The 25,531-nt window shown below is 59.8% G+C and carries 16 protein-coding genes; 9 read left to right on the top strand and 7 right to left on the bottom strand.

All coding sequences use genetic code 11. The annotated features are described in order from the left end of the window. Positions 1 to 109 precede the first annotated feature (109 nt). The 3 genes from GGR28_RS10145 to GGR28_RS10135 all read left to right on the top strand — a co-directional run bounded on the left by GGR28_RS10145 (position 110) and on the right by GGR28_RS10135 (position 6,473). The gene (locus GGR28_RS10145) at positions 110 to 616 is read left to right on the top strand and encodes a Pycsar system effector family protein (protein WP_183495667.1); all 507 of its coding nucleotides are present in this window, start codon (positions 110 to 112) and stop codon (positions 614 to 616) included. An 8-nt stretch (positions 617 to 624) separates the two neighbouring features. After that, positions 625 to 3,540, top strand: a complete 2,916-nt coding sequence (locus tag GGR28_RS10140; protein WP_183495666.1) for an FAD-binding and (Fe-S)-binding domain-containing protein — start codon at positions 625 to 627, stop codon at positions 3,538 to 3,540. Positions 3,541 to 4,013: 473 nt separating this feature from the next. Beyond that, positions 4,014 to 6,473 carry a hypothetical protein gene (locus tag GGR28_RS10135; RefSeq protein ID WP_183495665.1) on the top strand — a complete coding sequence of 820 codons (2,460 nt, stop codon included), beginning with the start codon at positions 4,014 to 4,016 and terminating at the stop codon, positions 6,471 to 6,473. A gap of 195 nt (positions 6,474 to 6,668) precedes the next feature. Here the strand turns inward: GGR28_RS10135 and GGR28_RS19355 are convergent, their stop codons facing one another. From GGR28_RS19355 to GGR28_RS10120, 3 genes are all read right to left on the bottom strand, one after another. Beyond that, entirely contained in the window at positions 6,669 to 7,304 is a 636-nt protein-coding gene (locus GGR28_RS19355) for a trimeric intracellular cation channel family protein (RefSeq protein WP_319936718.1), read from the bottom strand. A 37-nt stretch (positions 7,305 to 7,341) separates the two neighbouring features. Next, positions 7,342 to 8,826, bottom strand: a complete 1,485-nt coding sequence (locus tag GGR28_RS10125; protein ID WP_246416605.1) for an alpha-amylase family glycosyl hydrolase — start codon at positions 8,824 to 8,826, stop codon at positions 7,342 to 7,344. A 272-nt stretch (positions 8,827 to 9,098) separates the two neighbouring features. Continuing rightward, on the bottom strand, positions 9,099 to 9,893 hold the full coding sequence (locus tag GGR28_RS10120; RefSeq protein WP_183495664.1) for an SDR family NAD(P)-dependent oxidoreductase: 795 nt from the start codon (positions 9,891 to 9,893) through the stop codon (positions 9,099 to 9,101). Positions 9,894 to 9,998: 105 nt separating this feature from the next. Between GGR28_RS10120 and GGR28_RS10115 the strand changes: the two genes are divergently transcribed. From GGR28_RS10115 to GGR28_RS10090, 6 genes are all read left to right on the top strand, one after another. After that, a complete protein-coding gene (locus GGR28_RS10115; protein ID WP_183495663.1) occupies positions 9,999 to 10,514 on the top strand; it encodes a hypothetical protein in 516 nt (171 codons plus the stop codon). Positions 10,515 to 10,556: 42 nt separating this feature from the next. After that, entirely contained in the window at positions 10,557 to 11,195 is a 639-nt protein-coding gene (locus tag GGR28_RS10110; protein ID WP_183495662.1) for a DedA family protein, read from the top strand. An 89-nt stretch (positions 11,196 to 11,284) separates the two neighbouring features. Further along, positions 11,285 to 11,605, top strand: a complete 321-nt coding sequence (locus tag GGR28_RS10105) for a DUF6660 family protein (RefSeq protein WP_183495661.1) — start codon at positions 11,285 to 11,287, stop codon at positions 11,603 to 11,605. Positions 11,606 to 11,669: 64 nt separating this feature from the next. After that, positions 11,670 to 15,977, top strand: coding sequence for a CusA/CzcA family heavy metal efflux RND transporter (locus GGR28_RS10100; protein WP_183495660.1), 4,308 nt, complete (start codon positions 11,670 to 11,672; stop codon positions 15,975 to 15,977). A gap of 83 nt (positions 15,978 to 16,060) precedes the next feature. Further along, positions 16,061 to 17,290 carry an efflux RND transporter periplasmic adaptor subunit gene (locus GGR28_RS10095; RefSeq protein ID WP_183495659.1) on the top strand — a complete coding sequence of 410 codons (1,230 nt, stop codon included), beginning with the start codon at positions 16,061 to 16,063 and terminating at the stop codon, positions 17,288 to 17,290. A gap of 68 nt (positions 17,291 to 17,358) precedes the next feature. Further along, positions 17,359 to 19,806 carry a heavy metal translocating P-type ATPase gene (locus GGR28_RS10090; RefSeq protein ID WP_183495658.1) on the top strand — a complete coding sequence of 816 codons (2,448 nt, stop codon included), beginning with the start codon at positions 17,359 to 17,361 and terminating at the stop codon, positions 19,804 to 19,806. A 4-nt stretch (positions 19,807 to 19,810) separates the two neighbouring features. Here the strand turns inward: GGR28_RS10090 and GGR28_RS10085 are convergent, their stop codons facing one another. The 4 genes from GGR28_RS10085 to GGR28_RS10070 all read right to left on the bottom strand — a co-directional run bounded on the left by GGR28_RS10085 (position 19,811) and on the right by GGR28_RS10070 (position 25,437). Next, a complete protein-coding gene (locus GGR28_RS10085) occupies positions 19,811 to 20,749 on the bottom strand; it encodes an SDR family oxidoreductase (protein ID WP_221233855.1) in 939 nt (312 codons plus the stop codon). 81 nt (positions 20,750 to 20,830) lie between these two features. Next, positions 20,831 to 21,052: a heavy-metal-associated domain-containing protein gene (locus tag GGR28_RS10080; RefSeq protein WP_183495657.1), complete on the bottom strand. Its 222-nt coding sequence runs from the start codon at positions 21,050 to 21,052 to the stop codon at positions 20,831 to 20,833. A 59-nt stretch (positions 21,053 to 21,111) separates the two neighbouring features. Then, positions 21,112 to 23,370: a heavy metal translocating P-type ATPase gene (locus tag GGR28_RS10075; RefSeq protein ID WP_183495656.1), complete on the bottom strand. Its 2,259-nt coding sequence runs from the start codon at positions 23,368 to 23,370 to the stop codon at positions 21,112 to 21,114. Between the two features lie 12 nt (positions 23,371 to 23,382). Next, positions 23,383 to 25,437: a copper-translocating P-type ATPase gene (locus GGR28_RS10070; protein WP_183495693.1), complete on the bottom strand. Its 2,055-nt coding sequence runs from the start codon at positions 25,435 to 25,437 to the stop codon at positions 23,383 to 23,385. Between the last annotated feature and the right edge of the window lie 94 nt (positions 25,438 to 25,531).

Below are 25,531 nucleotides of genomic sequence, written 5' to 3'. Positions count from 1 at the left end.
ACGTATTATTACCCGTACGCCGGGGTTTGGTTGCGCGACTGCACCCGGAGAACACCGCCGACCGGATAGTGGTCGAATCGGTAGCCGGACCCCACAAAGGAACTGCCACGTGGACGAGAAAACCGAAAATTACTGGCGCATCCTCGACGCCAACCTGGAGTGGATCCGCTACTCCGACGCCAAAGCAACCGGAATCCTGACCATCTACGGCGTCATCATCACCGTCGCCTTCACGAAGATGATCGACATCCTGGAGGTGATCAGCGGCTCGTGGGTGCTGATTGGGCTGACGACCATATCGGGGCTCTGCTCGCTCGTGGCCATCTACTTCGGCTTTCGGAGCATCAGTCCGCGACTGGTCAGCCTGCACAACAGTTCCATCATCTTCTTCGGGTCCATCCTGGAGCACAGCAAGAACATCCAGGAGTTTCGGGAGTACAGCCACCGGGTGCTCGATTCACCGAAGGGGCTCGATGACGACCTGGCCGGCCAGATCTACATCAACGCCCGCATTGCCGCGGCGAAGTTTCAGAACGTGAGCTCGTCCATTCGCTTTTTTATCGCCAGTTTCCTCATCTTGCTGGCCGAAATGGTGTTGATCCTTCTGCTCAGCTGATCGTCCGTATGCCCCACCCACACCCCCCCTGGTCCGAACTCGCCGCCCTCCTCACCGGTGAGCTCGAAACCGGCGAACTCCACCGGATTCTTTACGCGACCGACGCCAGCGTGTACCGGGAGATACCGGAGGCCGTCGCTTTTCCCCGGTCGGAGGCGGACATCGTGGCCTGCGTAAAATTTGCGGGTCGCTACGGAGTGGCCATTACCCCGCGGGCGGGAGGGACCAGCCTTGCGGGGCAGGCAGTGGGCAGTGGACTCGTGATCGACGTAAGCCGCCATATGCGCAACATCATCGAGATCAATCCGGAAGAGGGCTACGCCATCGTAGAGCCGGGCGTCATTCGCGACCAGCTGAATGCGGCACTAAAGGAACACGGCTACTGGTTCGGCCCCAACACCAGCACGGCCAACCGCTGCACCCTGGGCGGCATGTTCGGCAACAACAGCTGCGGCAGCACGAGCATCACGGTGGGCAGTACGCGCGAGCACACTCAGGAAGCGCGGGTGGTGCTTTCCGACGGCAGCGTGCACACCCTGGGCGGCGGCGCGCGGGTGCAGGGCAACTCCATTTTAGCGGAGGTACATGGCTTCCTCGACCGTACCCTTTCCGATCCGGAGACCCGGTCACTCATCGCCGATGCTTACCCGAAACCCGGCGTTACGCGCAGAAATAACGGCTACGCCCTGGATCTTTTGGCGCGGCAGGCTCCTTACAATCCCGACGGACCGGAACTAAATCTCTGCACCCTGCTGGCCGGCTCGGAGGGGACGCTGGCCTTTACTACCCGGCTCAGGGTCAATATCCTACCGCTGCCCCCGCGCGGGTCGGCCATCGTAGCACTTCACTTTCGCAGCATAGATGCCAGTATGCGTGCGACCCAGCTGGTCATGGAAACGAGTCCCTTCATGTGCGAGCTCATGGACGACACCATCCTGAACCTGGCACTGCAGAATCACGACCAACGTAAGAACGCTTCCTTCGTCCAGGGGAATCCACGGGCCCTGCTGCTGGTGGAATACCGGGCGGAAACGGATGGCCTGGCGCTGGAAAAGGCCACCGCACTCGGAAAGAAGCTTTGCTCGGTGGAACACCTTGCTCAACCCGCTTACGCTGCTCCCGCGCTCGCCGCCCAACTTCAGACCGATAAGGTATGGGCGCTGCGCTCCGCCGGACTGGGAATACTGGGTAATATGGTCGGTGACGCCAAAGCCGTAGCCTGCATCGAGGATACCGCCGTAGCATTACCCGACCTGGCCGATTACATCGCGGAGTTTGAAGAACTGATGCTACTGTACCAACAGCATCCGGTTTACTACGCTCACGTCGGCGACGGTGAGCTGCACCTGCGGCCGATCCTGGACCTGAAAACGACGGAAGGCCGGCGGCATTTTTACGAGATCACCCGCGACGTGGCCGCGTTGGTCAAAAAATACCGGGGCAGCCTGAGTGGCGAACACGGCGACGGGCGGGTGCGCGGACAGTTCCTACCCAAAATGCTGGGACCGGAAGTGTACGCCCTGCTGGTGGAGCTGAAGCGGACGTGGGACCCACAGGGAATCTTCAATCCGGGTAAGATCGTCGAGGCGCCCGCCATGAACGAGGGATTGCGCTACGAGGCCGACGAGGGCGTGGCGGAGTACGACACCACCCTTGATTTTTCCGCCGACGGTGGACTGCTGCGCGCCGCCGAAAAATGCAACGGTTCGGGCGACTGTCGGAAGATGACGGGTGGGGCCATGTGCCCGAGTTTCCGTGCAACGCTGGATGAGCGGGACACCACCCGCGGTCGGGCCAACGTGCTCCGCGAGGTACTTACCCAGAACCAGCACGAAGACCCCTTCACCCATCCGGCACTGGAAGAAGCCATGGACCTGTGCATCAGTTGCAAGGCGTGTACGAGCGAGTGCCCGAGTACGGTCAACATGGCCAACTTGAAGGCGGAGTACCTGCAGCAGCACCACGACAAGTACGGCATCCCCTGGCGCACCCGGCTGGTGGCCGCAAACGAAACGCTGTACCGGCTGGGGGGCATGGTACCGGGGTTGGCCAATGCCGTGCTCGACCTTACCGGTCCGTCCGTGAAGCGGATGGCGGGCATCGCGGCGGAACGTTCGTTGCCGCGCTTTCCGAACGAGTCGCTGCGCCGCTTCTACGAGCGGGAACAGCCGAATGCGCCGGGTACCCGCGGACGATTGTACTTCTTCGGCGATGAGTTCATCAATTACCAGGACGTGGACGTGGGCAAGGCGGCCCTGCGCCTGTGGTGGAAACTGGGCTATCGTGTGGAGTGGTTGCGGCACGCCGGCAGCGGTCGGGCCCAACTGAGTAAGGGACTGCTGCGCGAGGCCCGGACGCTTGCGGCCAAGAACGTGGAGTGCTTCGCCGGTCGGGTGGGGGAGGGGGCTCCCCTGGTGGGCATCGAGCCTTCGGCCATTCTCGGCTTCCGCGACGAGTATCCGAAATTGTTCCGTGGCGCGATGCAGGCGCGGGCGCAGGAGCTGGCAACTTACGCGATGACCTTTGACGAGTGGCTCTTTGCCGAATACACCGCCGGCCGCATCACCCCCGACGATTTTGGGGAGGAGCAATGCGACATCGTGCTGCACGTCCACTGTCACGAAAAGGCCCTGGGTGAGGCGAGTAAGTGTGCCGCCGTGCTCTCCCTGCCCCGCAACTTCAACGTCACCCTGCTGGATAGCGGCTGCTGCGGCATGGCGGGTTCGTTTGGGTACGAGGAGGAGCACTACGAGATCAGTCGGAGGATCGCGGAGCAGTCGTTGATTTCCAAGTTGCACGGCCGTTCCGCGGATAGCCTGATCGTGGCATCGGGTACCAGCTGTCGGCACACGGTGAAGGATGAATTGAACGTACGGGCGTGGCACGTAGCGGAGGTGTTGGAGCCGCTCGTCCGTTTTCAGTAGCGACGGCTTTAGCCGTCCGGCTGTTACCCTGCATATACTGACGCCCACGCTACTAACATCTACAATATTCGACTATATTGTAGGTAGGAGGTGACCTTCCTTAATGCGCCGGAAGTAAGGGAGAGATCCTCGACGACGATACTACGAGCGGGCACTTCGTAGCCTGCATCGAACCCTGGTTTTCCTAATACCCGTACGCAATGGTCAACCAAATCCTACAATCCGTCAGATCGGTATATTGTCTTGGCGTGGGTTGCCTTTTAGCCGTTCTTCCGGTGGGAGTGGCAGGGCAAACTTCAGATAAACTACGACTTCCATTCCGGGACGAAGCCGTTGCGATTGGTATTGACATCCAGGCTGACGGAACGGCAACCGCCAATTGGGATAAACTGATCCTAGTGCCGGGTAAAGCTTATGATCTAAGCGTCACGGTTACGTACCCGAAACAAGAAGTCACCGCCCTTTACAAATCCGTGAGTGAGAAACTGACCACCACCCGTAATCAGCTAAAACCGGGGAAGGGCCTTTACGGCACCCTGGATAAAATAGGATGGGGTTCTGCGGTAAGCGATTTAAGCGTTGAGGTCGATACGCTCATAGCAATACTGAACCGTCAAGCAACCAACGACGGACTGCCGAGCATACCCACCGGCCTGCAGTATGTTGAGAGCGGTCCTTTTCGGGGCATCGGTAGAGACTCCTTTTATGCGGCGACTCAGGTTAAACTAGCGAACGGCTGCGGCGATACGACCACTATAGCCTTCAGTCCGCAGGGTACGCACGACCGGCTCCGATTCACCGCCGGCGACTGCGAAAACGCCGCCCCTGCGCTGATGGTGATCAGACCGAATATTCAGCAGGAGTTTGCCCGGCGCTACTACAATGCACTCACGGGCAGAGCTAAATTCCTGAGGGCTGCGGGCCATCAGGCGGTCGATTCGAGCTATGCGCAGCTTGCGGATATCGTTGCCCTGGTGGACAGTTTAACCACGGAAATCAATTTACGGAGAGTGATATTCTCCCCCTGTGAGCCCCTGCTCGATTCGCTCGTCTCGCTGAATGCACGTGCAGATACGGAGTCCCTGAAGGATAACGTCTTCTTTGATTCGTTGATGAAGGACTGGCTACTCTCATCGCTGTGGCTCACGGGGGGAGAACTCAGGTTAAACCCGCTTCCCTTCACCGACGATGAATTCCTACTCGTAAAGGAGGGACACGATCAAGAGAAGGCGCGGCTGTTCGATACGTACGTAGATAATTCGATCAGCAGTATGCTGAGTGAACCCCAACTCTCCGGGGTACAACCAAACTACGTCCTAATGGATTCCCTGCTCACGCTGCGGGGGACCGGCGCGGTTCGCTATACCTACGACAAGTACAACGATTCGATAAAGCGCATTAATAATACCCTACGCCTCCGACACCGGAACACGCTCTCTACGGCACACGAGGTTTCCTTCGCGCTACTGCCCGGGAAACAAAGTTATTCCCGTCCGCTGGTCTTCGATGCGGCACAACGGCTGAGAAAAACCGGTAATCGACCCCTGCCGCCGGCAATGGCCTACAAGGACCGGGGTTACTTGATTGTGACCAATATATCCACGCCGCAGAAGGTAACCATTACGTCGACCTCGAAGTCGGCCACCGACGAGTCGTCCGCCATGCGGGGGATCAGTCAGGTGGCGGGCCTGGCGGGTGCCATGTTTTCGCAGGGTGGAGCGCTGGGAGCCGTACTTACTCAGTTGAATGACAGTTTCCGGAAGCAGTCGGGACCGAATGTTCCGGGAAGGGAAGTACCAGTTGATGCGGATATCCTGGACGGCGATGGTATTACGGACGCCGATGACGTAGAATCCGCCTCTCCATTAGAATATTTTTCCGACCGCAATAAGGCTGTTTCCCCCTTATTTGCGAAGTTCAGGTGGCACTACTTTCAGAACGGATACGATTCCATCGTAATACGGCAACTGAACGATTCCATTGTTGCCCAAAAAGGGTTGAGCCTATTGGGGTGTGGGGAATTGGCGGGCTTCCCCCACGATGACATCATCGATGCGCTAGTGAGGGATTGTGGTAGTGACGACAATCTGGCGGCCTGTATGCAAGTGGTATTTCCCCTGTACCAAGAAGGGTTAATCCCTGTACGAATCGAGGAATTTATCGAGAACCTATCACCGACTCGTCTAGCTGCATACAAACGTAAGATCAGCCAACAGATCAATGAGTTCAGCGACCTGCAACAAGTCATATCGCAGTGGGCGGACTATGTACGCAGGTTCGCGCCACCCTCCAAACGAATTCTCCCCCCCGATACCCTTGCCAGTAATACTAACCCGACCCCCGTATTCCGTAATAAGATCTACCCCCTCAAACCCGCCTCCGCAACCGAGGAGCATAGCCTCGCGCTTACCCTGATAGAGGGTAAGAAGGATACCCTGGCCCGCAGCAGCCATACGTATAAGACTTCCCCCGGCCACCGGGTGTCCGTAAGCTTCGGGCCTAGTTTCACCTTCAACAAAGATTTCGAGCGGATCGAAGCCAAGGAAAGCGATGGGGCCATCGTGACGGAGGTCGACGACAACCAACTGCGCATCACGAGCGGATTGCACCTGCACCTGGCCCCCCTGATCAATACCAACGACGCCTTCATTACGTCGAGCCTGCTTTCGACCAGGGACAAATGGAGCCGGTTTTCCGTCTACCTGGGCCTAAGCTTTCCCCAACCACTGCACAATCTCCACCTCGGCTTGTCCGTCGAACCCTGGCCCGGTGTACGGCTCATCGGGGGGCACCACTGGTACCGGAGCACCGATTATTCCATAGTGAATAATCAAATACTAGCGGAAGACTACGAGTACAAGGGGGCCGGATGGTTCCTCAGCCTAAATTTTCCACCCACCGTAGTAACAAGCCTCATCGGGATCTTTAACTAGTTGCCTAGGCGAGCGTCAATTGCAGTCCTAATCAGAGCAGTACGTATGACCGGCTGCGAAAGCGACGGCATCAGCCGTCACGCTGCACGCATCTCCTCCCAAACACTTCCCACCAACCTCCAACAACCACCACCTTCGGTAGCAATTCCGTGGCTCGGCAAATGGATCCCCGCAGCCTGACGGCTAAAGCCGCCGCTACACGTTGATTTGCAACGACCACCCCCGCCGCACCGCCACGTACCGGATCACCAGTACCGTCAGAATTGCCGTGATGGTACTGATGGCCCGTACACCAATCAGCGATTCGAGGGAAAGGTAGACGACACCGCCGGCCAGACAAGCCGTGGCGTAGATTTCCCGCCGGAAGATCAGAGGTACCTCATTAGTCAGTACATCCCGCAGAATGCCGCCGAAGACGGCCGAGATCACGCCCATGATGAGGCAGACCTCCCAGTTCAGTCCGGCAGCCAGAGTCGTCTGCACCCCCAGCACGGTAAACACGGCAATGCCCACGGTGTCGAAGAGAAACATACTGCGCCGCAACTTTAGGATCGTGCCGCGAAACAGATACGCCAGCAGCAGCCCCAGAAAGATCACGATGAAGTAGTGGCGATTGGTCAGCCAGCCCACCGGAAAGCGACCGATCAGCAGGTCACGAATGGTGCCGCCGCCCACCGCCGTCACGAAACCGATGATGAGCGAACCCACCAGATCGAACTTCTTGTCGATGGCGGTCAATACGCCGGAAATGGCAAAGACCAGGGTGCCGATGATGTCGAGGGGGTAGATCCAGTTCACGGAAGGTGCTGTAGCGACGACTTCAGTCGTCACGCTGATTGTAATTGCAGCTTAACGGCTGAAGCCGTCGCTACTTGGAGAGGACGCGGTAGCCCCACGGCTCCAGTTCCACCGCCATGCCCTCCGTGAGTTCCATGGCCTGGTCACTGAACACCTCGGTGTACGTACCGGCAAAGTCACCGCCGTCGAGGGTGACGCGCTGCGGCTCGCCGGAGAGGTTGATCATCACGGCAACCTTGTCGCCGTTCTTTTCGCGGGTGAAGGCGTACACCATCTCGTCGTTACTGGTCTCGATCTTCTTCAGTTCTCCACCGTATTCTCCGTTCCATAGCGCTTGGTGGCGCTCCTTAAGATCGAAGAGGGTTTTGTAGAAGTCGGCATACTTGTAGTCGCCCCACTCGAGCTGATCCTTCTTGAAGAACTCGTACTGGCGGTCGATGCCGGATTCCTGGCCGGAATAAATCAGCGGCATCCCGTCGAAGGTGGCGGTCAGCACGGCAAAAGCCAACGCGCCGTCGCCCATTCGCTGAAATTCGGTGCCCGCCCAGGCGTTTTCGTCGTGGTTGGAGGTGAACTGCATCTTGTACCCCCGCTTATAGTCAGCACGTTGCTTGGCCAGCTGTTCGTCGATGGCAAGGGCGGTCACCTCGTCCATTTCTTCTCCCTCCGCGCGGGCGATGTTGCTTACGTCGGTCTGCACATTGCGGTTTGCTCCCCGGGCCTTGGCGATTTCGTTGAGGGTATGGTGCATTTCCCAGCCGTAGTCCATCACGAAAGCACCGTTGTTGACGATGGCTGGTACGGCACCCTCGGATAGAAGGAAGAGCGGCTCGATGGCGTAGAGCGCGTTGGCGGCTTGCTCCCAGAAATCTACCGGGACACCGTGGGCTACGTCTACCCGGAAACCATCTACATCCATCTCCCGGACCCAGTACGCCATGGCGGCGATCATGCTGTCGCGCATTTCGGCGTTGTCGTAGTTGAGGTCGGCCACGTCGGTCCAGCCCCAGCTTTCGCCGGTGTCGGGGTTGATCGGATCGGTGATCTCACCATCCTTTTTGGTATAAAAATCGGGGTGCTCGGTGATCCACGCGTTGTCCCAGCCGGTGTGGTTGGGTACCCAGTCGATGATGGCGTGCATCCCGGCAGCGTGGATGGCGGCCATCAGTTGCTTAAAGTCTTCCTTGGTGCCGAAGTCCGGATTCACGGCACGGTAATCGGCTACGGCGTACGGACTACCCAGCTCCCCCTTACGGTTCTTCTCGCTCACCGGGTGGACGGGCATAAACCACAGCAGGTCAACCCCCATCTCGGCCAGCCGAGGCAGGTGTTCCTGGAAGGCCGCGAAGTTCCCTTCGGGGGTGTAAATGCGTGTATTTACCTCGTAAATCACGGCGTCCTTGTGCCAATCGGGAATATTGGGTCGGACGGCCAGGTCGGAAGTCTCTGGGGTCGTGGTGGAGAGCATCTCTTCATCTACGCGGCGCTCGCAGGCGGTTGTGATCAGGAGGAGCGCAGCCAGCAGGCTCAGTAGGTTAGGATACCGTAAAGTCATATTCGAATTGTTGTAGGGATACCAACACCACCCGCTCCCATTGGTTTGGGCGGGTGCGCAGGTGCAAGGAATATTGATGACCGCGGCAGGATGCCACGAACCGAGATGACCGCGGCAGGATGCCACGAACCGAGATGACCGCGGCAAGATGCCACGAACCGTGATGACCGCGGCAGGATGCCACGAACCGAGATGACCGCGGCAAGATGCCACGAACCGAGATGACCGCGGCAAGATGCCACGAACCACAGCTCCCGCGCGCCGCCACCCGCCTATAGCTCGATGGACTGTACGGAGCCGCCGTCGACCCGGTAGTTGGAACCGATGACGAAACTGGCCAGCTCGGAACAGAGGAAGGCGATGACGGCCGCGACCTCCTCAGCCTTACCGCGGCGGTGAAGGACCAGGTGGGGGCGCGACTCGTTGAGGAAGGTGTTAATGGCTTCGTCCTTGGTCATGCCGAGTTTTTTTGCCCGCTTTTCCATCATGCCGTCGGTCATGCCGGTCTCGATGAAGGCCGGGGCAACCGAATTGATGCACACGCCGTCGATGGCGTAGAGTTGGGCGGTACCCTTGACGAATGTGAGGAGGGCGGCCTTGGCGGCATTGTAGACGGCCTCGTCGGGGTAGGGCTGGGCGACGTTTTCGGAGGTGACGAACACCACCCGGCCCCAGCCGCGCTTGCGCATACCGGGGATGAAGCTGCGGGCCATTTGTACGCCGGTCAGGAAGTCGATCTCGAAGGCCTCGCGGTAGTCGTCGATGCTGACGTCCTCCAGCGGATCGCCCTTGGCGCCCGTTACGCCGGTGGTGTGGACAAGAATGTCGATGTCTCCGGCGGCATCGGCAACGGCCTTTACTCCCTTTTCCTTAGTAAGGTCGGCGACGACGGTCGAGACTCGGTCACCTCCACCGAGGCGGTCGGCGGTCTCGGTGAGCCCCGCTTCGTCGATGTCGGTCAGGATAATGTGCACCCCTTCATCGAGCAGGAGACGGGCGGTGGCTTCTCCCATTCCGCCGGCGGCACCGGTGATGAGAGCTTTGCGGTTGTTAATCTTCAGGTCCATGCTCCTGTAACCAGAGCGGTAAACCAAGGTTCGTCTTTGGGGCCTTCACTTAATCGCCGCTGCGTAGTACATTTGCGCTTCTTTAGAACCGATCTAATTTAAAGCATGGCAGCTCAACTTCCCACTTCCGCCTGGATGCGCATCGTTCACCGCTACCTCGGCTTTTTTCTGGCGGGCATCATGGCCGTCTACGCTATCAGTGGTATGGTTCTCATCTTTCGCAATACGGATTTCCTCAAGCAGACCGTCGTGGCCGAGCGCGTCGTACAGCCCGGTCTAGATCACGAAATGCTGGGAAAGGTGGCCCGCATCAAGGACTTTAAGCCCGACAGTACCCGGGGAGCAGTGGTCTACTTCCAGGGTGGCTCCTACAACAGCCAGACCGGCGCCTTCGTGGAGACCCGCCAGGAGCTGCCCTACGTGCTGGATAAGATGACGGATCTGCACAAGGCTAGCAGTAAGAATCCGCTCTTTTTCTTCAATGTTTTCTTCGGGGCGTCCCTGCTTTTTTTCGTCGTATCGGCCTTTTGGATGTTCATGCCGGGCACCCGTATTCTACGCAAGGGGCTCATCTTCACCGCCGCGGGGGTGGTGCTGACCCTGATCCTGTTGTTTGTGTGATCGCGAAACAATTGCCCTACGCAACGGGGTTGTAGCATAGACATGGGAGAGCTTGCCGATTTCTTTTTTCACATCGACGAAAGTCTGCGCCAGGCGGCCCTGCTTTACCCGGTAGCGACCTACGGATTGCTCTTCGCGGTCATCTATACGGAAACCGCCTTCTTCCCCCTGGCCCCCTTTTTTCCGGGCGACGGATTGCTCTTTGCCATCGGTGTGCTCGCGGCGGGTGGGCTCATTCATCCCGTCATCGTTGCCGCTCTGCTCGTAGTAGCGGCTTCGCTGGGTGCCTGGACCGGCTACCGGCTCGGGCGGAAATTCGGGCCGGCCATGTTCAAACGCTTTGCCTGGCTCGACCGGCGGGCGTACACCCGATCCCACGCCTTTTACCGCAAGTACGGAGCCACTGCTCTGATCACTTCCCGCTTCCTCCCCATTGTAAAGGCCCTGGTGCCCTTCGTGGCCGGCGTGGCCGAGATGGAGCGCGGTCGCTTTGCTCGCTATAACGTAATGAGTGCCGCGATCTGGGTCATCTCGCTTGTAGCCCTGGGCTACTTCCTCGGCAATGTTCCCTTTATCCGCGACCACACCAGTTTACTCGTGCTGGGACTGGCGGCCATTTTCATCGGTGGCCTGGCCGTAACCACCGTGGTGAAGCTGGTTCGCAACCGGGGGCGAGCGTAGGCCGATTCAAACTATCCGGAAGACGTCTGAATTAGGGGAAATTTATTCACCCTTTCAACCGCCCCCCGGCTTGCGGGTTACCCTTACACATGCGCGTTCCCCTGCTCATACTGGCTTTCTACTTGCTGACGCTGGCCGCGATGCCGTGCTGCGACGACCACGCCGTAGTGGAAGGTGAGCCGACGGCCACCGAAGCCAGCAGCGACGATATTCGACCCGCCCACCAGGAAGACCACTGCACCCCCTTCTGCAGCTGTGTTTGTTGCGGGGTACTGCTCGATTCGCCTCCCGCGCTGTTCAGTATGGCAACGCTGCCGCTTCCCCCACTGGGCAAAACGCAGCCGAATTTCGAGCGTACGTGGAAGGAAAATTCCTTTACCCACGGCGAGGGTCAGCCGCCCCGAGCGTAGTTAAACCTTCTTCACGGGATAGGTCTGCCTGATCCTGACTTTTCGGTTTAACTACTTCCTTTCTATGTTTGATCAGATTATTGCTTATTCCATCCGGAATAAGCTGGTCATCGGGCTGTTCGTCCTGGCCCTCATCCTCTGGGGCATCTTTTCGTTGCGCCAGATCCCCATCGATGCCGTCCCCGACATCACCAACAACCAGGTGCAGGTCATCACGACCTCCCCCACACTCGCTACCCAGGAGATCGAGCAGTTTATCACCACCCCCACGGAACTGGCCCTGCAGAACCTGCAGGACCTGGTCGAGATTCGTTCCATCTCCCGCTTCGGCCTGTCGGTCATCACGGTGGTCTTCGAGGAAAGCACGGACATCTACCTGGGTCGCCAACTCGTAAGCGAACACCTTAAGGAGGCGGCCGAAAACATTCCCGAAGGACTCGGTACGCCGGAGATGGCGCCGATCTCCACGGGCCTCGGTGAAATCTACCAGTACGTCGTGCGCCCCGAGGAGGGCTACGAGGATCAGTATTCCGCCACCGAGCTGCGCAGCATCCAGGACTGGATCGTGAGCCGGCAGCTCTCGGGCATCGAGGGCGTCGTGGAGGTCAACACCATGGGCGGCTACCTCAAGCAGTACGAGGTGGCCGTCGATCCCAACCTGCTGAAGTCTGTGGGCGTCAGCATTGCCGATGTCTTCACCGCCCTCGAAAACAGCAACGAAAACACCGGGGGCGCCTACATCGAGAAGAACCCCCGCACCTACTACATCCGCACCAACGGCATCGCCCGCGACCTGAACGACATTCGCAAGATTGTGGTCGATGTGCGGGCCGGACGGCCGATCTTGATCGAGGACGTCGCCAAGGTGCAGTTCGGGGAGGCGCCGCGCTACGGAGCGCTGGTTCGCAATGGCAAAGAAGCCGTCGGCGGCCGCGTCATGATGCTGAAGGGGGCCAATTCTTCCGCCGTCACGGAGCGAGTGAAGGAACGGGTCGAGCAGATCCAGCTTTCGTTGCCGGAGGGGGTGGTGATCGAGCCTTACCTGGTGCGCGACAAACTGGTCTCCACCGCCATCGGTACCGTGGAGAAGAACCTGATCGAGGGCGGACTGATCGTGGTGTTCATCCTCATCCTGCTGCTGGGCAACTGGCGGGCCGGACTGATCGTCGCTTCGGTGATCCCGCTGGCGATGCTCTTCGCCATCTCGATGATGAACCTGCTCGGCATATCGGCCAATTTAATGAGCCTGGGGGCCATTGACTTCGGCCTGATCGTCGACGGGGCGGTGATCATCGTCGAGGCCATCGTTCACCGCCTGCAGGTCGGCTTCGGCGGGCGCAAGCTCACCCAGTTGGAGATGGACCAGGAAGTGGCGACGGCCTCCATCAAGATTCGCAGCTCGGCGGCCTTCGGGGAGATCATCATTCTGATGGTATACATCCCGATCCTCGCCCTGGTGGGCATCGAGGGCAAGATGTTTCGGCCGATGGCACAGACGGTTATGCTGGCCATCGGTGGTGCGCTGATCCTTTCGCTGACTTACGTACCCGCAATGTCGGCCCTCTTCCTCAGTAAGCGCATCACCAACAAGCGTACGATTGCCGATCGCATCATCGCTTTTTTCCAGCGCGGATATACCCCTTTGCTGAACGCCGCCCTGCGCTTCAAGGCGGCCTTCGTAGTGGCTACCGTCGCGTTGTTCGCAATCAGCCTGTGGGTGTTCACCCGTATGGGCGGCGAGTTTATTCCCACCCTGGAGGAGGGGGACCTGGCCATGCAGCAGATCCTGCCACCGGGCACCTCCCTGGCGCAGAGCGTGGACATGACGGCTAGGGTACAGCAAACCCTGCTGGATGAGTTTCCGGAGATACTGGAAGTTGTCACCGCCATCGGTTCGGCCGAGATCCCCACCGATCCCATGCCCGTGGAGACCGGCGACTACACCATCGTCATGAAACCGAAGGACGAGTGGACCACCGCTCCCGACCGCCAGGGCATGTTCGCCGCCATCGGGGAGGCGCTGGAGATGTATCCGGGTATGGGACTCGAGTTTTCCCAGCCCATCCAGCTGCGCTTCAACGAACTCATGACCGGCGCGAAGGCCGATATTGCCATCAAACTCTACGGAGCCGACCTCGACGTAGCCTACGCTAAGGCCAGGGAAGCTGAAACCGTGATTCGCGGTATCGCCGGTACCGGTACCGTCACGGTGGAGCAGACGGTCGGTATGCCCCAGATCGTCATCGATTTCGATTACCCCCGCATGGCGCAGTACGGACTGCAGGTGCGCGACATCAATCGCGTGGTTCGCGCTGCCTTTGCCGGTGCTTCCGCAGGCACGATCTACGAGGGGGAGCGCCGTTACGACCTCACGGTACGCCTGCTTAAGGATTCCCGCACCGGCATCGATGACGTAGCCGACCTCTACATTCCCCTCGCCAACGGCAGTCAGGTACCCCTGCGCTCCGTAGCCCGGATAGCACTCACCGATGCCCCCATGCAAATCAGCCGCGAAAACACCAACCGTCGCATCGTGATCGGCGTGAATGTGGGCGATACCGACGTGGAAACGCTGGTCACCGACATCCGGCAGGCGCTCAACGAACGGGTGGACCTGCCGGCCGGATACTACTTCACTTACGGCGGGCAGTTTGAAAACCTGAAGGCGGCCAGTGACCGGCTGGCTATTGCGGTTCCGGTGGCCCTGGCGCTGATCTTTATCCTGTTGTTCTTTACGTTCGGCAGTTTCAGTCAGGCGGTGCTGATCTTCGTGGCCATTCCACTTTCCGCCATCGGTGGGGTGTGGGCGCTGCAGCTGCGGGGCATGCCCTTTAGCATTTCGGCGGGCATTGGGTTCATCGCACTATTCGGGGTGGCGGTACTCAACGGCATCGTACTCATCGGCTACTTAAACGAGCTCAAAGCGGCCGGGTGGACCGACGTGCGCGCCCGCATCATCGAGGGTACGCGTGTGCGATTGCGACCCGTCATCATGACCGCCTCGGTAGCATCCCTGGGTTTTCTTCCCATGGCTATTTCCAATTCGGGCGGGGCGGAGGTGCAGCGGCCGCTGGCGACCGTGGTCATCGGCGGACTCATCTCCGCCACCTTCCTCACCCTCATCGTCCTGCCCATCCTCTACAGCTGGCTGGAGCGCTGGAAAGACCGCCGTGCGGCGAACCGAAATTTACTTCTCCTACTTCCCTTTTTCGCCTTTCTGCCTAATTGGGCGGGCGCGCAGGAGCAACGAATATCCCTGGAGCAAGCCATCGACCAGGCCGTGATGCAACACCCCGAAGTACGTGCGGCCGGTCAGGTGACGGAGCAGAGCCGGACCCTGCAGAACCTACCCTACGCTCCCGGCACTACTGACCTGAGTTATAAGGGCGACGGGCTGTTCCGCGCGAACAACCAGCGGGTGAACCAGCTGACCATCGTTCAACGGTTCGATCACCCCGCCGTGGTACGTTCGGCCAACGCGGTACAGGATGCCGTAGTGGCCGGGAACGAGGTGATCAGCCGCATGACCGCAGCCGAGCTCACTTTCGAAGTGAAGCGGACGTACTACCAACTTCAGCAGGCGGAGGCCCTGCTCCGACTGTACGAAAGCCTGATCGAGACCTACACCGAATACTTTCGCGTCGCCAACGTTCGCGTTTCGGCCGGGGAGGCCAATCCACTGGAGGCCCTTAACCTGAGCACCCGCCTGCGCGAACAGGAAATGCGGGCCGAACAGGCGCGACTGAGCATCGCCGGCTTCCAACAACAACTCGGCCGGCTTACCGGCTCCCGGGATGGGGTCGGAGCGTCCGATACACTTGCAATCATTACGGCACCTCTACTAGCAGATACCGTCAATGCCCCCCTGTCCATTCAACTAGCCGAGCGCAACATCGCGACGACCCGCCTTGGGATCGAGCGTACGCGGGCGGAGCTCAAACCCGGCTTTCGGCTTGGTTACTCCGCTCAGCAGTTCGATCAGGGGGGGTACCTGAGTGGATTGGAGGCGGGAATCACCCTGCCCCTGTTCAACCAGCCGACCCGCCGGCGCATCGAAGCCCAGGAAATAGGCGTCGCCGTAGCCGAAACGCGCCTGGCAGCGGAACGACTGCGCTTCGAACAGCAGCGGATCGAGGTCGTCGCCCAGATCGCAAGACACGCCGCCGCCGTCGAGTACTACCGCGAACAGCTAGCGGTGGTCAATCCCGAGATCATCCGCATCTCCCGACTGAACTACCGCGCCGGCGAACTCACCTACCTCGAACTCCTCAGTGCCCTGCGCCTCCTGTCGGACAACAACATCGGCTATCTCAACAGTCTTCTCGACCACAACCTGGCCGTGGCCCGCCTCCAGTTCCTCTCCACCCCCTAACCCCGTCCGACCGCTTAGCCGTCGGACCGCTTAGCCGTCCGACGCTTTAACCGTTGGACGGTTGTAGTGAAAATTTTACGAAAATGCAAATCGGATATCTATCATTGCTTTTTGCCCTAGTTCTTTGCTCCTGCGGCCCCGCCCAACCGGAAGCTCCGTCCCATGAGTCTTCGCACGCCGAAGGTGCCGCCGGGGATCACCACGACGACCATGATGAGCACCACGGCGACGAGCACCACGATGAAGAGGGCGGCGTACACCTTACTGCCGCTCAGGTGGAGAATATGGACATCAAGCTTGGCGACTTCAGCCAGTTAAAGCTCAACGACTACCTCAGCGCGACCGGCGTACTGGGCCTGCCGCCGAACGCCTACATCGCCGTCAATGCCCGGGCAAACGGCTTCGTACACAACGTACCCAACTACGTTGAAGGTGATTTCGTGCGGAAGGGAGCGGTGCTGGGGTACCTGGAAAATCCCGAATTCATCGATCACCAGCAGCGGTTTTTGGAGGTGAGCGCCGAACTGGCCTACTTGCGTCAGGAACTGGAGCGACAGGAGACGCTGCTGGCGGCGGATGCCGGTATTCTGAAATCCGTGCAACGGCTGCGCTCGGAGGTTGCCGGAAAGACGGCCACCCTGGCCGGTATTTCCCAGCGGCTGGAGTACCTCGGGATCCGGACGGCGGACATCACCCCCGAAAATCTGACGGACCGCATTACACTTTTCGCGCCGCGCTCGGGGTACATCACCACGATCTCCCTGCACGACGGACTGTACGTAGAGCCCAGCACCGAGCTGATCGAACTCATCGATGAAGATCACCTGCACCTCGAACTCGAGGTGTTCGAACGGGACATCGCCCGGGTAGAAAAGGGGCAGCGGGTCACCTACCGCATTCCCGCGCTGGGTACGCAGACTTTTGCGGCGGAGATTCACGTGATCGGCAAGGAATTCAACACCGAAAACAAGACCGTTCGGGTGCACGCCCACCTGCAGGGTGAGCAGCCGCCCTTTGTCGAGGGACGGTTTGCGGAGGCGCGCATCTGGCTTGACGACCAAACTGTTTCCGCCCTCCCCGAGGCCGCCGTGCTCTACGAGGGCGAGATGGCCTACGTGTACATTTCACCGGCCGATACCACCGGCGACGAGGTGGGTTTCGAACGGCTGACGGTCAATCCCGGTATTACCGACAACGGCTTCACCGCAGTGCGCCTGATTGACCCACTGCCACCCGGTATGCGGATCGTGACGGAGGGGGCGTACTACGTGAACGCACAGGAACAGGCGGGGGCGCTGGAGCATAAGCACTAGATAAAGAGCAAAGTTTCTCGTTTGCCGGACAGTGACAATTTCGGCTGGGCGGATCAGACTAAAGAATTATGAGCAAACTCACCCTGGACCTTCCCATTCTCCTGCCCGAAATTCCCGACGAGCGCGATCGCTGCGTTGAACGGTTACTTTCTGCACTGAACGGCGAGCCGGGGGTGGAAAAGGCACACCTGAGGTCCGGCGAACCACCAAAAGTTTGTATCCACTACGACCCGGACCAACTGGCACTGGAGAAGGTGGAAGCGCTGGCAAAACGATCCGGCGCCGAAATCACCCGACGCTACCGGCACCTGTTGCTCGACGTGAGCGGAATCCGCCACCAACGACACGCCCGGCAGGTAGGGGAGCGTATCGGGAAGACCGTAGGTGTCGTGGAAGCAGTGGTGTCCGGAGCGGGTGTAGCGCGGGTGGAGTACGACTCCGAAGCGATTGACGAGACGGCGGTACGGCGGGCAATCGCGCAGACCGACATTAAGGTCTCATCCAAAGTCGACGACCACGCCGGTCATGATCACGGGCCAGGTGAACACGGCAAGGGAGGATCGGGTCACGACCATGATCACGGCGGCATCTTCGGAGAGAATACGGAGCTGTACTTCGCAATTCTCAGTGGGGTGTTCTGGCTTGCCGGGCTGCTGCTGAGCTTCGTCGCCGGTGTTTCTGAGCTGGTCTCTACCGTCCTGTACGGAATTGCCATTTTACTCGGGGGCTACTTTATCCTGATCGAAGCAATTCAGACGATCCGACAGGGAAAATTTGAGATCGATTTTCTGATGCTCGTGGCCGCGGCGGGTGCCTGTGCGCTGGGGGAATTTCAGGAAGCGGCACTGCTGCTGTTTCTCTTCAGTATTGGGCATGCATTGGAGAATTATGCGATGGGCCGGGCCCGAAAATCCATTGCCGCACTTTCCGATCTGGCTCCGCCAACAGCTTTGGTGAAGCGCAATGGTTCAACCACCGAAGTCGGAGTGGGGGAACTCGTCCTGGGCGACATCATCGTCGTGCGCCCCAATTCCAAGATTGCGGCCGACGGGGTGATCGTGGACGGCACCTCCGCCGCCGACCAGGCACCGATCACGGGAGAAAGCGTGCCGGTAGATAAGCGACCGGTTGATGATCCCGACAATGACTACGACCTGGAAACCCTACCCGCCGAGCACCGCGCTTTCGCCGGTACCATAAACGGAAGCTCGCCCCTGGAAATACGGGTGATGAAACTAGCGGGTGATAGCACTCTGTCCCGGCTGGTCACCCTGGTGAAGGAGGCCGAGACCCAGCAATCGCCTACCCAACAGCTGACGGATAAGTTCGAACGCTACTTCGTGCCGGCGGTGATCGGGCTGGTGGTGATCTTGCTCTTTGCTTTTTTGGTGCTTGACGAACCATTTTCCGCCAGTTTTTATAGAGCCATGGCCGTATTAGTTGCCGCATCGCCGTGCGCACTGGCCATCTCGACCCCCTCCGCCGTTCTGGCCGGCGTGGCCCGCGCCGCACGGCAGGGCGTGCTCATCAAGGGTGGACGACCCCTGGAGGATTTAGGTGGCATTACCGCATTAGCCTTCGACAAGACGGGTACCCTGACCGAGGGGCGGCCCCGGCTTACCCAAGTAATTCCCGCCGCGGGCATTACGGAAACCGAGCTGCTCACTACCGCCGTTGCTGTTGAGGAACTAAGCGACCATCCGCTAGCTTCCGCCATTGTGGAGGGTGGAAAGGAACGACTGAAGGACACAACCATCCCGGAAGCGGATAAGCTCGAAGCCCTGACTGCCCGCGGCATCAAGGCGATCGTCGAAGGACAGCAGGTTCATATCGGGAACCGGAGGCTATTCGAGGAACTAACTGGCACGGACGTACCACAGGAAATCGATGCCCAGATGGCCGACCTGGAGACAAAGGGCAATACCGCCATGATCGTACACCGCGACGGGAAGTACCTCGGCGTCATTGCCGTAATGGACGTGGCCCGCCCCGAAGCGAAGGCGACCCTGGCTGCCCTGAAGAAGGTAGGCATCAAAAAGATGGTCATGCTCACCGGCGATCACCAGAAGGTGGCCGATGCGGTAGCGGCCGAGATTGGCATTACCGATCCGCTGGGTAGCCTACTGCCCGAGGACAAGGTGGCCGCCATCGAGCGTCTGCGGGCCGAGGAGGGCATGGTGGCTATGATCGGCGACGGGGTCAATGATGCGCCCGCCATGGCCAAGTCGACGGTTGGTATCGCCATGGGTGCCGCCGGCTCCGACGTGGCGCTGGAAACCGCCGATGTGGCCCTCATGGCCGATCGTCTGGACAACCTGCCCTTTGCCATCGGTCTGAGCCGGAAGGCGAAGTCGATCATCAAGCAGAACCTGATCATCAGCCTCGGTATGGTGGTCATCCTGATCCCCCTTACCCTGCTGGGTATTGCGGAGATTGGGCCGGCGGTCATTGCCCACGAGGGGTCGACGCTGGTTGTAGTGGGAAATGCGCTGCGGTTGCTGGCGTACCGGGAGTAAGCGGCTACACCGCCTTCTGGTATCCTTCCATCACCATGGGTTCGCCGATGCTGAAGCCGCCGTCGACGTCGTAGCTGAGGCCGTTGCAGTACTCGGCCTCGTCGCTGGCGAGGTAGCGGACCATGCTGGCGATCTCGGACGGGTGACCGACGCGGCGGGCGGGTAAGAACTTGCGGTCGGTATCCGTGGCCTCCTCCGGGTGCTCGTCGTTCATGGGGGTGGCGATCTCGCCGGGACGTACGCCGTTGATCGTGATGTTGGTACCGGCGAGGCTGAAGGCCGCGCACTTGATGAAGCCGCCGAGGGCGTGCTTCGTCATGGTGTAAACGGTATCCAGCGGACTGGCCGCGTGCTCGTGTACGCTGGAAATAACTACGATGCGGCCCGGCGTCTTGCGGGGGCTACTGATCTCCCCCGTGACCACCTTCCGGGCCATGTTGGCGACGTCGTCGAAGGTGGAGGTATTTCCGTCGGGATCCATACCGAGCATGTACCGGGTGGCGCGCTGAATGGCCAGTACGGCACCGAAGGTGTTGATGCGGAACAGGTGGTCGAGATCGGAAAGCTCCAGGTCGGGGAAGCGTTTCATGGTCATTGCCCCGGCGTTGTTGACGAAGATGTCGATGCCGCCGAGGTCCTTCACCATGGCGTCTACCGCCGGCAGGGCGTTTTCGGGCATGCTGAGGTCCATGTGGTGGACGTACGCTTTGCGGCCGAGTCGGCGGATGGCTCCCGCGGTCACGTCCGCGTCTTCCCGGTGGTGGGCGTAGGTAAAGGCTACGTCGCAGCCGTCCTTCGCCAGGGCCAGGGCGGTATAGCGACCGATGCCGGTATCGCCGCCGGTCACGATGGCTTTTCGGATGCGGGCGGGATCGGCCTGGCGGGCACCGGGCGGGGTCATGGAATCGAGAAGTTCGTCGACGGTGGTTATTTCGCTCTTCATGGGTAGGTAGTTTACGGATGCTGTTCGTGGGGTAGAATAGCGTGGGAGCGAAATTGGTTCTGTTGGAAGTTGACTGGGTCCTTAGTCGCGCTCCAGCGGTTGGGCGCTGAACCCCGCCTCGCTTACCGTACGGCTCACTTCGGCCGGGGAAACGGAATCTTCGACTTCCACCGTCAGAATGCGCTCGTCGCTTTCAAGGTCGACCTTCCAGCTTTTGATCGACTTGTGGCCGTCGAGGGAGGGGGTTACGCCGCGGACGCAGCCACCGCAGTTAATGTTGGTTTTGAATTGGAGGGTTTTCATGGGAAGGGGGATGAAGGATTGAGGGAAAGAGGGATTGAAGGAAAGAGGGATTGAGGGGGTTAGAGTTTGATGGATTTGAGGCGGAGGCTGTTGGCGACGACGGATACGGAGCTGAGGGCCATGGCGGCACCGGCGATCATGGGGTCGAGGAGGAAGCCGTTGATGGGGTAGAGGAGGCCGGCGGCGATGGGGATGCCGATGAGGTTGTAGATGAAGGCCCAGAAGAGGTTCTGGCGTATGCCGCGGACGGTGATCTTCGACAGCTCCAGGGCGCGGGGGATGGCGGTCAGGTCGGAGGTGATGAGGGTCATTTTGGCGACGTCCATGGCGATGTCGGAGCCGTGACCCATGGCGATGCTTACGTCGGCGGTGGCGAGGGCCTGGGAGTCGTTGATACCGTCGCCGACCATAGCTACGATTTTTCCTTGTTGCTGTAGGTCCTGTACGAAGGCTGCCTTGTCGGCGGGGAGGACTTCGGCGCGGTAGTCGGTGAGTCCGACCTGTTTGGCTACGGCGGCGGCGGTCTGTTCGTTGTCGCCGGTGAGCATGTAGACGGCAATGTTGCGGTCGTGGAGTTGCCGGATGGCACGGGCAGAGCTTTCCTTAATGGGGTCGGAGATGGCGACGAGTCCGAGTGTTTCCTTTTCCCGGGCCACGAAGATGACGGTGTTTGCCTGTTGGCGGAGCTCGTCGGCGTGCTGGCGGAGGGTGGTGCCGAGGGTGATTTTTTGCTCGGTCATCAGGCGCTCGTTTCCGACGAAGTAAGTGGCAGAGTCGTGCGTAAAGCGGATGCCGCGGCCGGTGAGACTTTCGAAGTCGGTCACCTTCGCCGGAGCTACATCCTCCTCTTTTAACCAATCTACGACCGCAGTGGCCAGGGGGTGTTCGGAGCGGGATTCGCCGGCTTTTAAAATGGATTTTATTGTCCCGATAGCTATCGGGACGTCCCCGCCCGTTTCCCAGTGTTCCGCCGTGACGGAGGGCTTGCCCTGGGTGATGGTACCGGTTTTGTCGAGTACGACGGCGTTGACCCGGTGGCCGAGCTCGAGGCTTTCGGCGTCCTTAATAAGGATGTTGTTTTCCGCTCCCTTGCCGATGCCGACCATGATGGCGGTAGGCGTGGCCAGGCCGAGGGCGCAGGGACAGGCGATGACCAGGACGGCCACCGAGGCCAGCAGGGCGTGGGAGAAGGCATCTTCCCCGCCGAGAAGCATCCAGGCGATGAAGGTCACGATCGCGATACCGATGACGACCGGGACGAAGATGGAGGCGATCTTATCCACCAACTTCTGTACCGGGGCTTTGCTGCCCTGGGCCTCGCGGACCATACGGATAATGGAGGCGAGTACGGTAGTGCCGCCCACCTTTTCGGCTACGAAGCGAAAGCTGCCGCGCTGGTTGACGGTGCCGGCGAAAACGGCTTCTCCGTCCGCCTTGCGCACGGGAACGGGCTCGCCGGTGATCATGCTCTCGTCGACGAAGCTTTCACCTTCGGTGACCTTTCCGTCGACCGGAATCTTCTCGCCGGGGCGGACGATGAGTATTTGTCCGACCTGCACGTCGGCAACGGGCAACTCTACCTCCTGGCCGTCGACCAGCGCACGGACCGTATTGGGTTGCAGTCCGATCAGTTTCTTGATGGCCGAGGAGGTGTTCGACTTGGCGCGTTCCTCCAATAGCTTACCGAGGGAAATGAAGACGATAATTACGGTAGCTGCTTCGTAATACACGTGTGGAGCCAAACCGCGCGACAGCCAGAACTCCGGGTACACCGTATTGAAGACGCTGAACAGAAAGGCGATGCCGGTACTCAGGGCGACCAGGGTATCCATATTGGCCGTGCCGTGGCGTGCCTGCTTATATGCACCCACATAGAAGTGGCGTCCGAACCAGAAGAGCACCACCGCGGCCAGGGGCATGGAGATCCACCGCCCGGCCTCCCACTCCATGAAGAACATGCCGATGAAGAAGACGGGTAGGGTGAAAACCGCCGCCCAGAGCGTACGCTGCTTGATGGTTTGGTAGGCTTCCTCCTTGAGTTCTTCCTGTACCGCGTCGGGATCTTCTACATCGATCAACAGGTCGTAGCCAACGGCCTGGACGGCGCTGCGGAGTTCCTCAGCTGAGATCAGGACCGGATCGAAGTCGACCTGTGCCGTCGTGTTGGCGTAATTGACGCTAACGCTATGTACTCCGGGCACCTTGCTTAAGATGGTTTCTACGCTTGCCGCACAGCTCGCGCAACTCATCCCGGTAACGGGAAAGGTGCTTGGGTGGCTAACCTTTTGTGGAAGGGCAATATCCGTTTGGGCAGGCATGGCGGGAGTAATTTAAGTGGAGAGTTTGGACTTCAGTAATTGAGCGTTGACGGCACAGATCACCGTGCTGGCGCTCATTAGTGCCGCGCCAACGGCCGGACTGATTACCAATCCCGGGACGAAACCGGTAGCCAGGGGCAGGGCAACCACGTTGTAGCCGGTTGCCCACCAGAGGTTCTGAACCATCTTTTGGTGAGTGGCTTTGCCGAACAGGATCAGATTGGCAATGTCCTTCGGGTCGCTGTCGACCAGCACTACGTCGGCGGTTTCGGCCGCGACATCCGTGCCCGATCCGATGGCGATGCCTACGTCGGCTTGGGCGAGGGCGGGGGCGTCGTTGACGCCATCACCCGTCATGGCGACGAACTCCCCCGCGGCTTGTAACTCTTTGATCTTCGCCTGCTTTTGGTCGGGCAGCACTTCGGCCATGTAGTCGTTCATGCCAAGCTCCTTTGCGACGGCCGCTGCGACCCGCTCGTTATCGCCGGTGAGTAAGGACGTTTTGATGCCGTTTTCTTGCAGGGTTTTTATGGCACCGGCAGAACTGGCGCGGACGCGATCCGCAAAGGTGATGAAGCCGGCCAGGGTACCGTCGATGACAATGAATATCTTAGTTTCGATCGTCTCGTTCTCTTCTTCCGGAGCGGGAATGCCGATGCCCTCGAGCATGGGATAACCTCCCGCCCTCACCTTTCTGCCATTTACCGTTCCGCTTACTCCAACTCCGGCCTCGTAGACGAAGTCGGTGCTCGCGGGCACTTTGAGCCCGTCGGCCCTGGCGCGCCGTTGCAATCCCTTAGAAATGTGGTGCTCGGAACTGCTCTCCACCGCGGTGGCGTAGCGGAGCAGTTCGGCTTCACCGTAGGCTGGATCGAGGGGCACTATCCGGGTCACTTCGTGGGAACCTTCGGTGAGGGTGCCGGTCTTATCGAAGACGATGGTCGTGATCTTGCGCGAATTTTCGAAGGCGGTGCGGTTGCGGATCAAGAGTCCGTGCTTAGCCGATTCGCTCGTCGAGATGGCAGCTACCAGGGGGATGGCGAGGCCCAGGGCGTGCGGACAGCAGATGACCATTACGGTCACCATCCGCTCCAGGGCAAAGGCCAATTCGCTACCCAGCAACAGCCATGCGGCCAGGGTGCCGAATCCGCCGACCAGCGCGATAATGGTGAGCCACTTGGCTGCCCGATCCGCTAGTTTTTGGGTTTGTGATTTTTGTCCCTGCGCTTCCCGCACCAGGTTGACCACCCGCGACAGGTAGGTGTCTTCGCCTGTTCCCTTGACCCTCACGCGGATTGAGCCGCTGCCGTTGATCGATCCGCCGATCACCTCGGCGTCAACCGTTTTAGCTACCGGTTTGCTCTCACCTGTGAGCATGCTTTCGTTGAGGTCGGTGCTGCCCTGGATGATGTGGCCGTCGGCCGGCACCTTTTCTCCGGGTTTGATGAGGATGATGTTGCCGGGTTGCAGCGTATTCACGTCAACTTTGACAGCCTGTTCCCCCTGCACAAGATTTGCCTCCGCGGGCATCAGTTCCGCCAGGGCTTCTAGGGCCCGACTGGCGCCCAGTACCGAGCGCATCTCGATCCAGTGGCCCAGGAGCATGACGTCGATCAGGGTGGCAAGCTCCCAGAAGAAGGTCTTTCCCTCCAGGCCGAACACGACCGCCGAGCTGTACAGGTAAGCCGCCGAAATCGCCACCGCGATCAGGGTCATCATGCCGGCAGCCCCCTTGCCCATCTCCTCCCTAAATCCCTTCAGGAAGGGCCAGCCCCCGTAGAAATAGATAATGGACGACAGGGCAAATAGCACGTACAGCTGTCCCGAAAAATCCCACTCGATCCCCAGCCAATTCTGAATCATCGGGGCCAGTAGCAGCACCGGGACGGTCAGTACGAGGGATGCCCAGAAGCGTCGCTTGAAGTCTTCGATCATCATCCGGTGGTGATCGTGGTGGCCGGCGTGCTTGCCTCCTCCCTTCATATTAGCGTGGTCCATCGCGGAATGGTCCATCCCCCCGTCATTCACGCTGCCATGGTCCATTTTTGAATGATCCATCCCCGGCATATTGCGGTGGTTGTCGCGACTGATCGCTTCTTCGTGGCCGTGCTCGGTAAGCTCCGCCAGGTGATCGGCTACGGCACCGGCTTCGTGGACGAGA

The organism is Neolewinella aquimaris (assembly GCF_014197245.1).
GTDB lineage: Bacteria > Bacteroidota > Bacteroidia > Chitinophagales > Saprospiraceae > Neolewinella > Neolewinella aquimaris.
Note: the sequence above shows the minus strand (reverse complement) of the source record. Positions and strands in the feature narration are given on the sequence as shown.

Coding starts and splice junctions, on each gene's coding strand:
- GGR28_RS10125 (WP_246416605.1), bottom strand. CDS start 8,826: ATGACTTTACGGTATCCTAACCTACTGAGCCTGCTGGCTGCGCTCCTC.
- GGR28_RS10110 (WP_183495662.1), top strand. CDS start 10,557: ATGGGAGAGCTTGCCGATTTCTTTTTTCACATCGACGAAAGTCTGCGC.
- GGR28_RS10075 (WP_183495656.1), bottom strand. CDS start 23,370: ATGCCTGCCCAAACGGATATTGCCCTTCCACAAAAGGTTAGCCACCCA.
- GGR28_RS10140 (WP_183495666.1), top strand. CDS start 625: ATGCCCCACCCACACCCCCCCTGGTCCGAACTCGCCGCCCTCCTCACC.
- GGR28_RS10090 (WP_183495658.1), top strand. CDS start 17,359: ATGAGCAAACTCACCCTGGACCTTCCCATTCTCCTGCCCGAAATTCCC.
- GGR28_RS10120 (WP_183495664.1), bottom strand. CDS start 9,893: ATGGACCTGAAGATTAACAACCGCAAAGCTCTCATCACCGGTGCCGCC.
- GGR28_RS10100 (WP_183495660.1), top strand. CDS start 11,670: ATGTTTGATCAGATTATTGCTTATTCCATCCGGAATAAGCTGGTCATC.
- GGR28_RS10070 (WP_183495693.1), bottom strand. CDS start 25,437: ATGCCGGGGATGGATCATTCAAAAATGGACCATGGCAGCGTGAATGAC.
- GGR28_RS10080 (WP_183495657.1), bottom strand. CDS start 21,052: ATGAAAACCCTCCAATTCAAAACCAACATTAACTGCGGTGGCTGCGTC.
- GGR28_RS10115 (WP_183495663.1), top strand. CDS start 9,999: ATGGCAGCTCAACTTCCCACTTCCGCCTGGATGCGCATCGTTCACCGC.
- GGR28_RS10105 (WP_183495661.1), top strand. CDS start 11,285: ATGCGCGTTCCCCTGCTCATACTGGCTTTCTACTTGCTGACGCTGGCC.
- GGR28_RS10095 (WP_183495659.1), top strand. CDS start 16,061: ATGCAAATCGGATATCTATCATTGCTTTTTGCCCTAGTTCTTTGCTCC.
- GGR28_RS10085 (WP_221233855.1), bottom strand. CDS start 20,749: ATGAAGAGCGAAATAACCACCGTCGACGAACTTCTCGATTCCATGACC.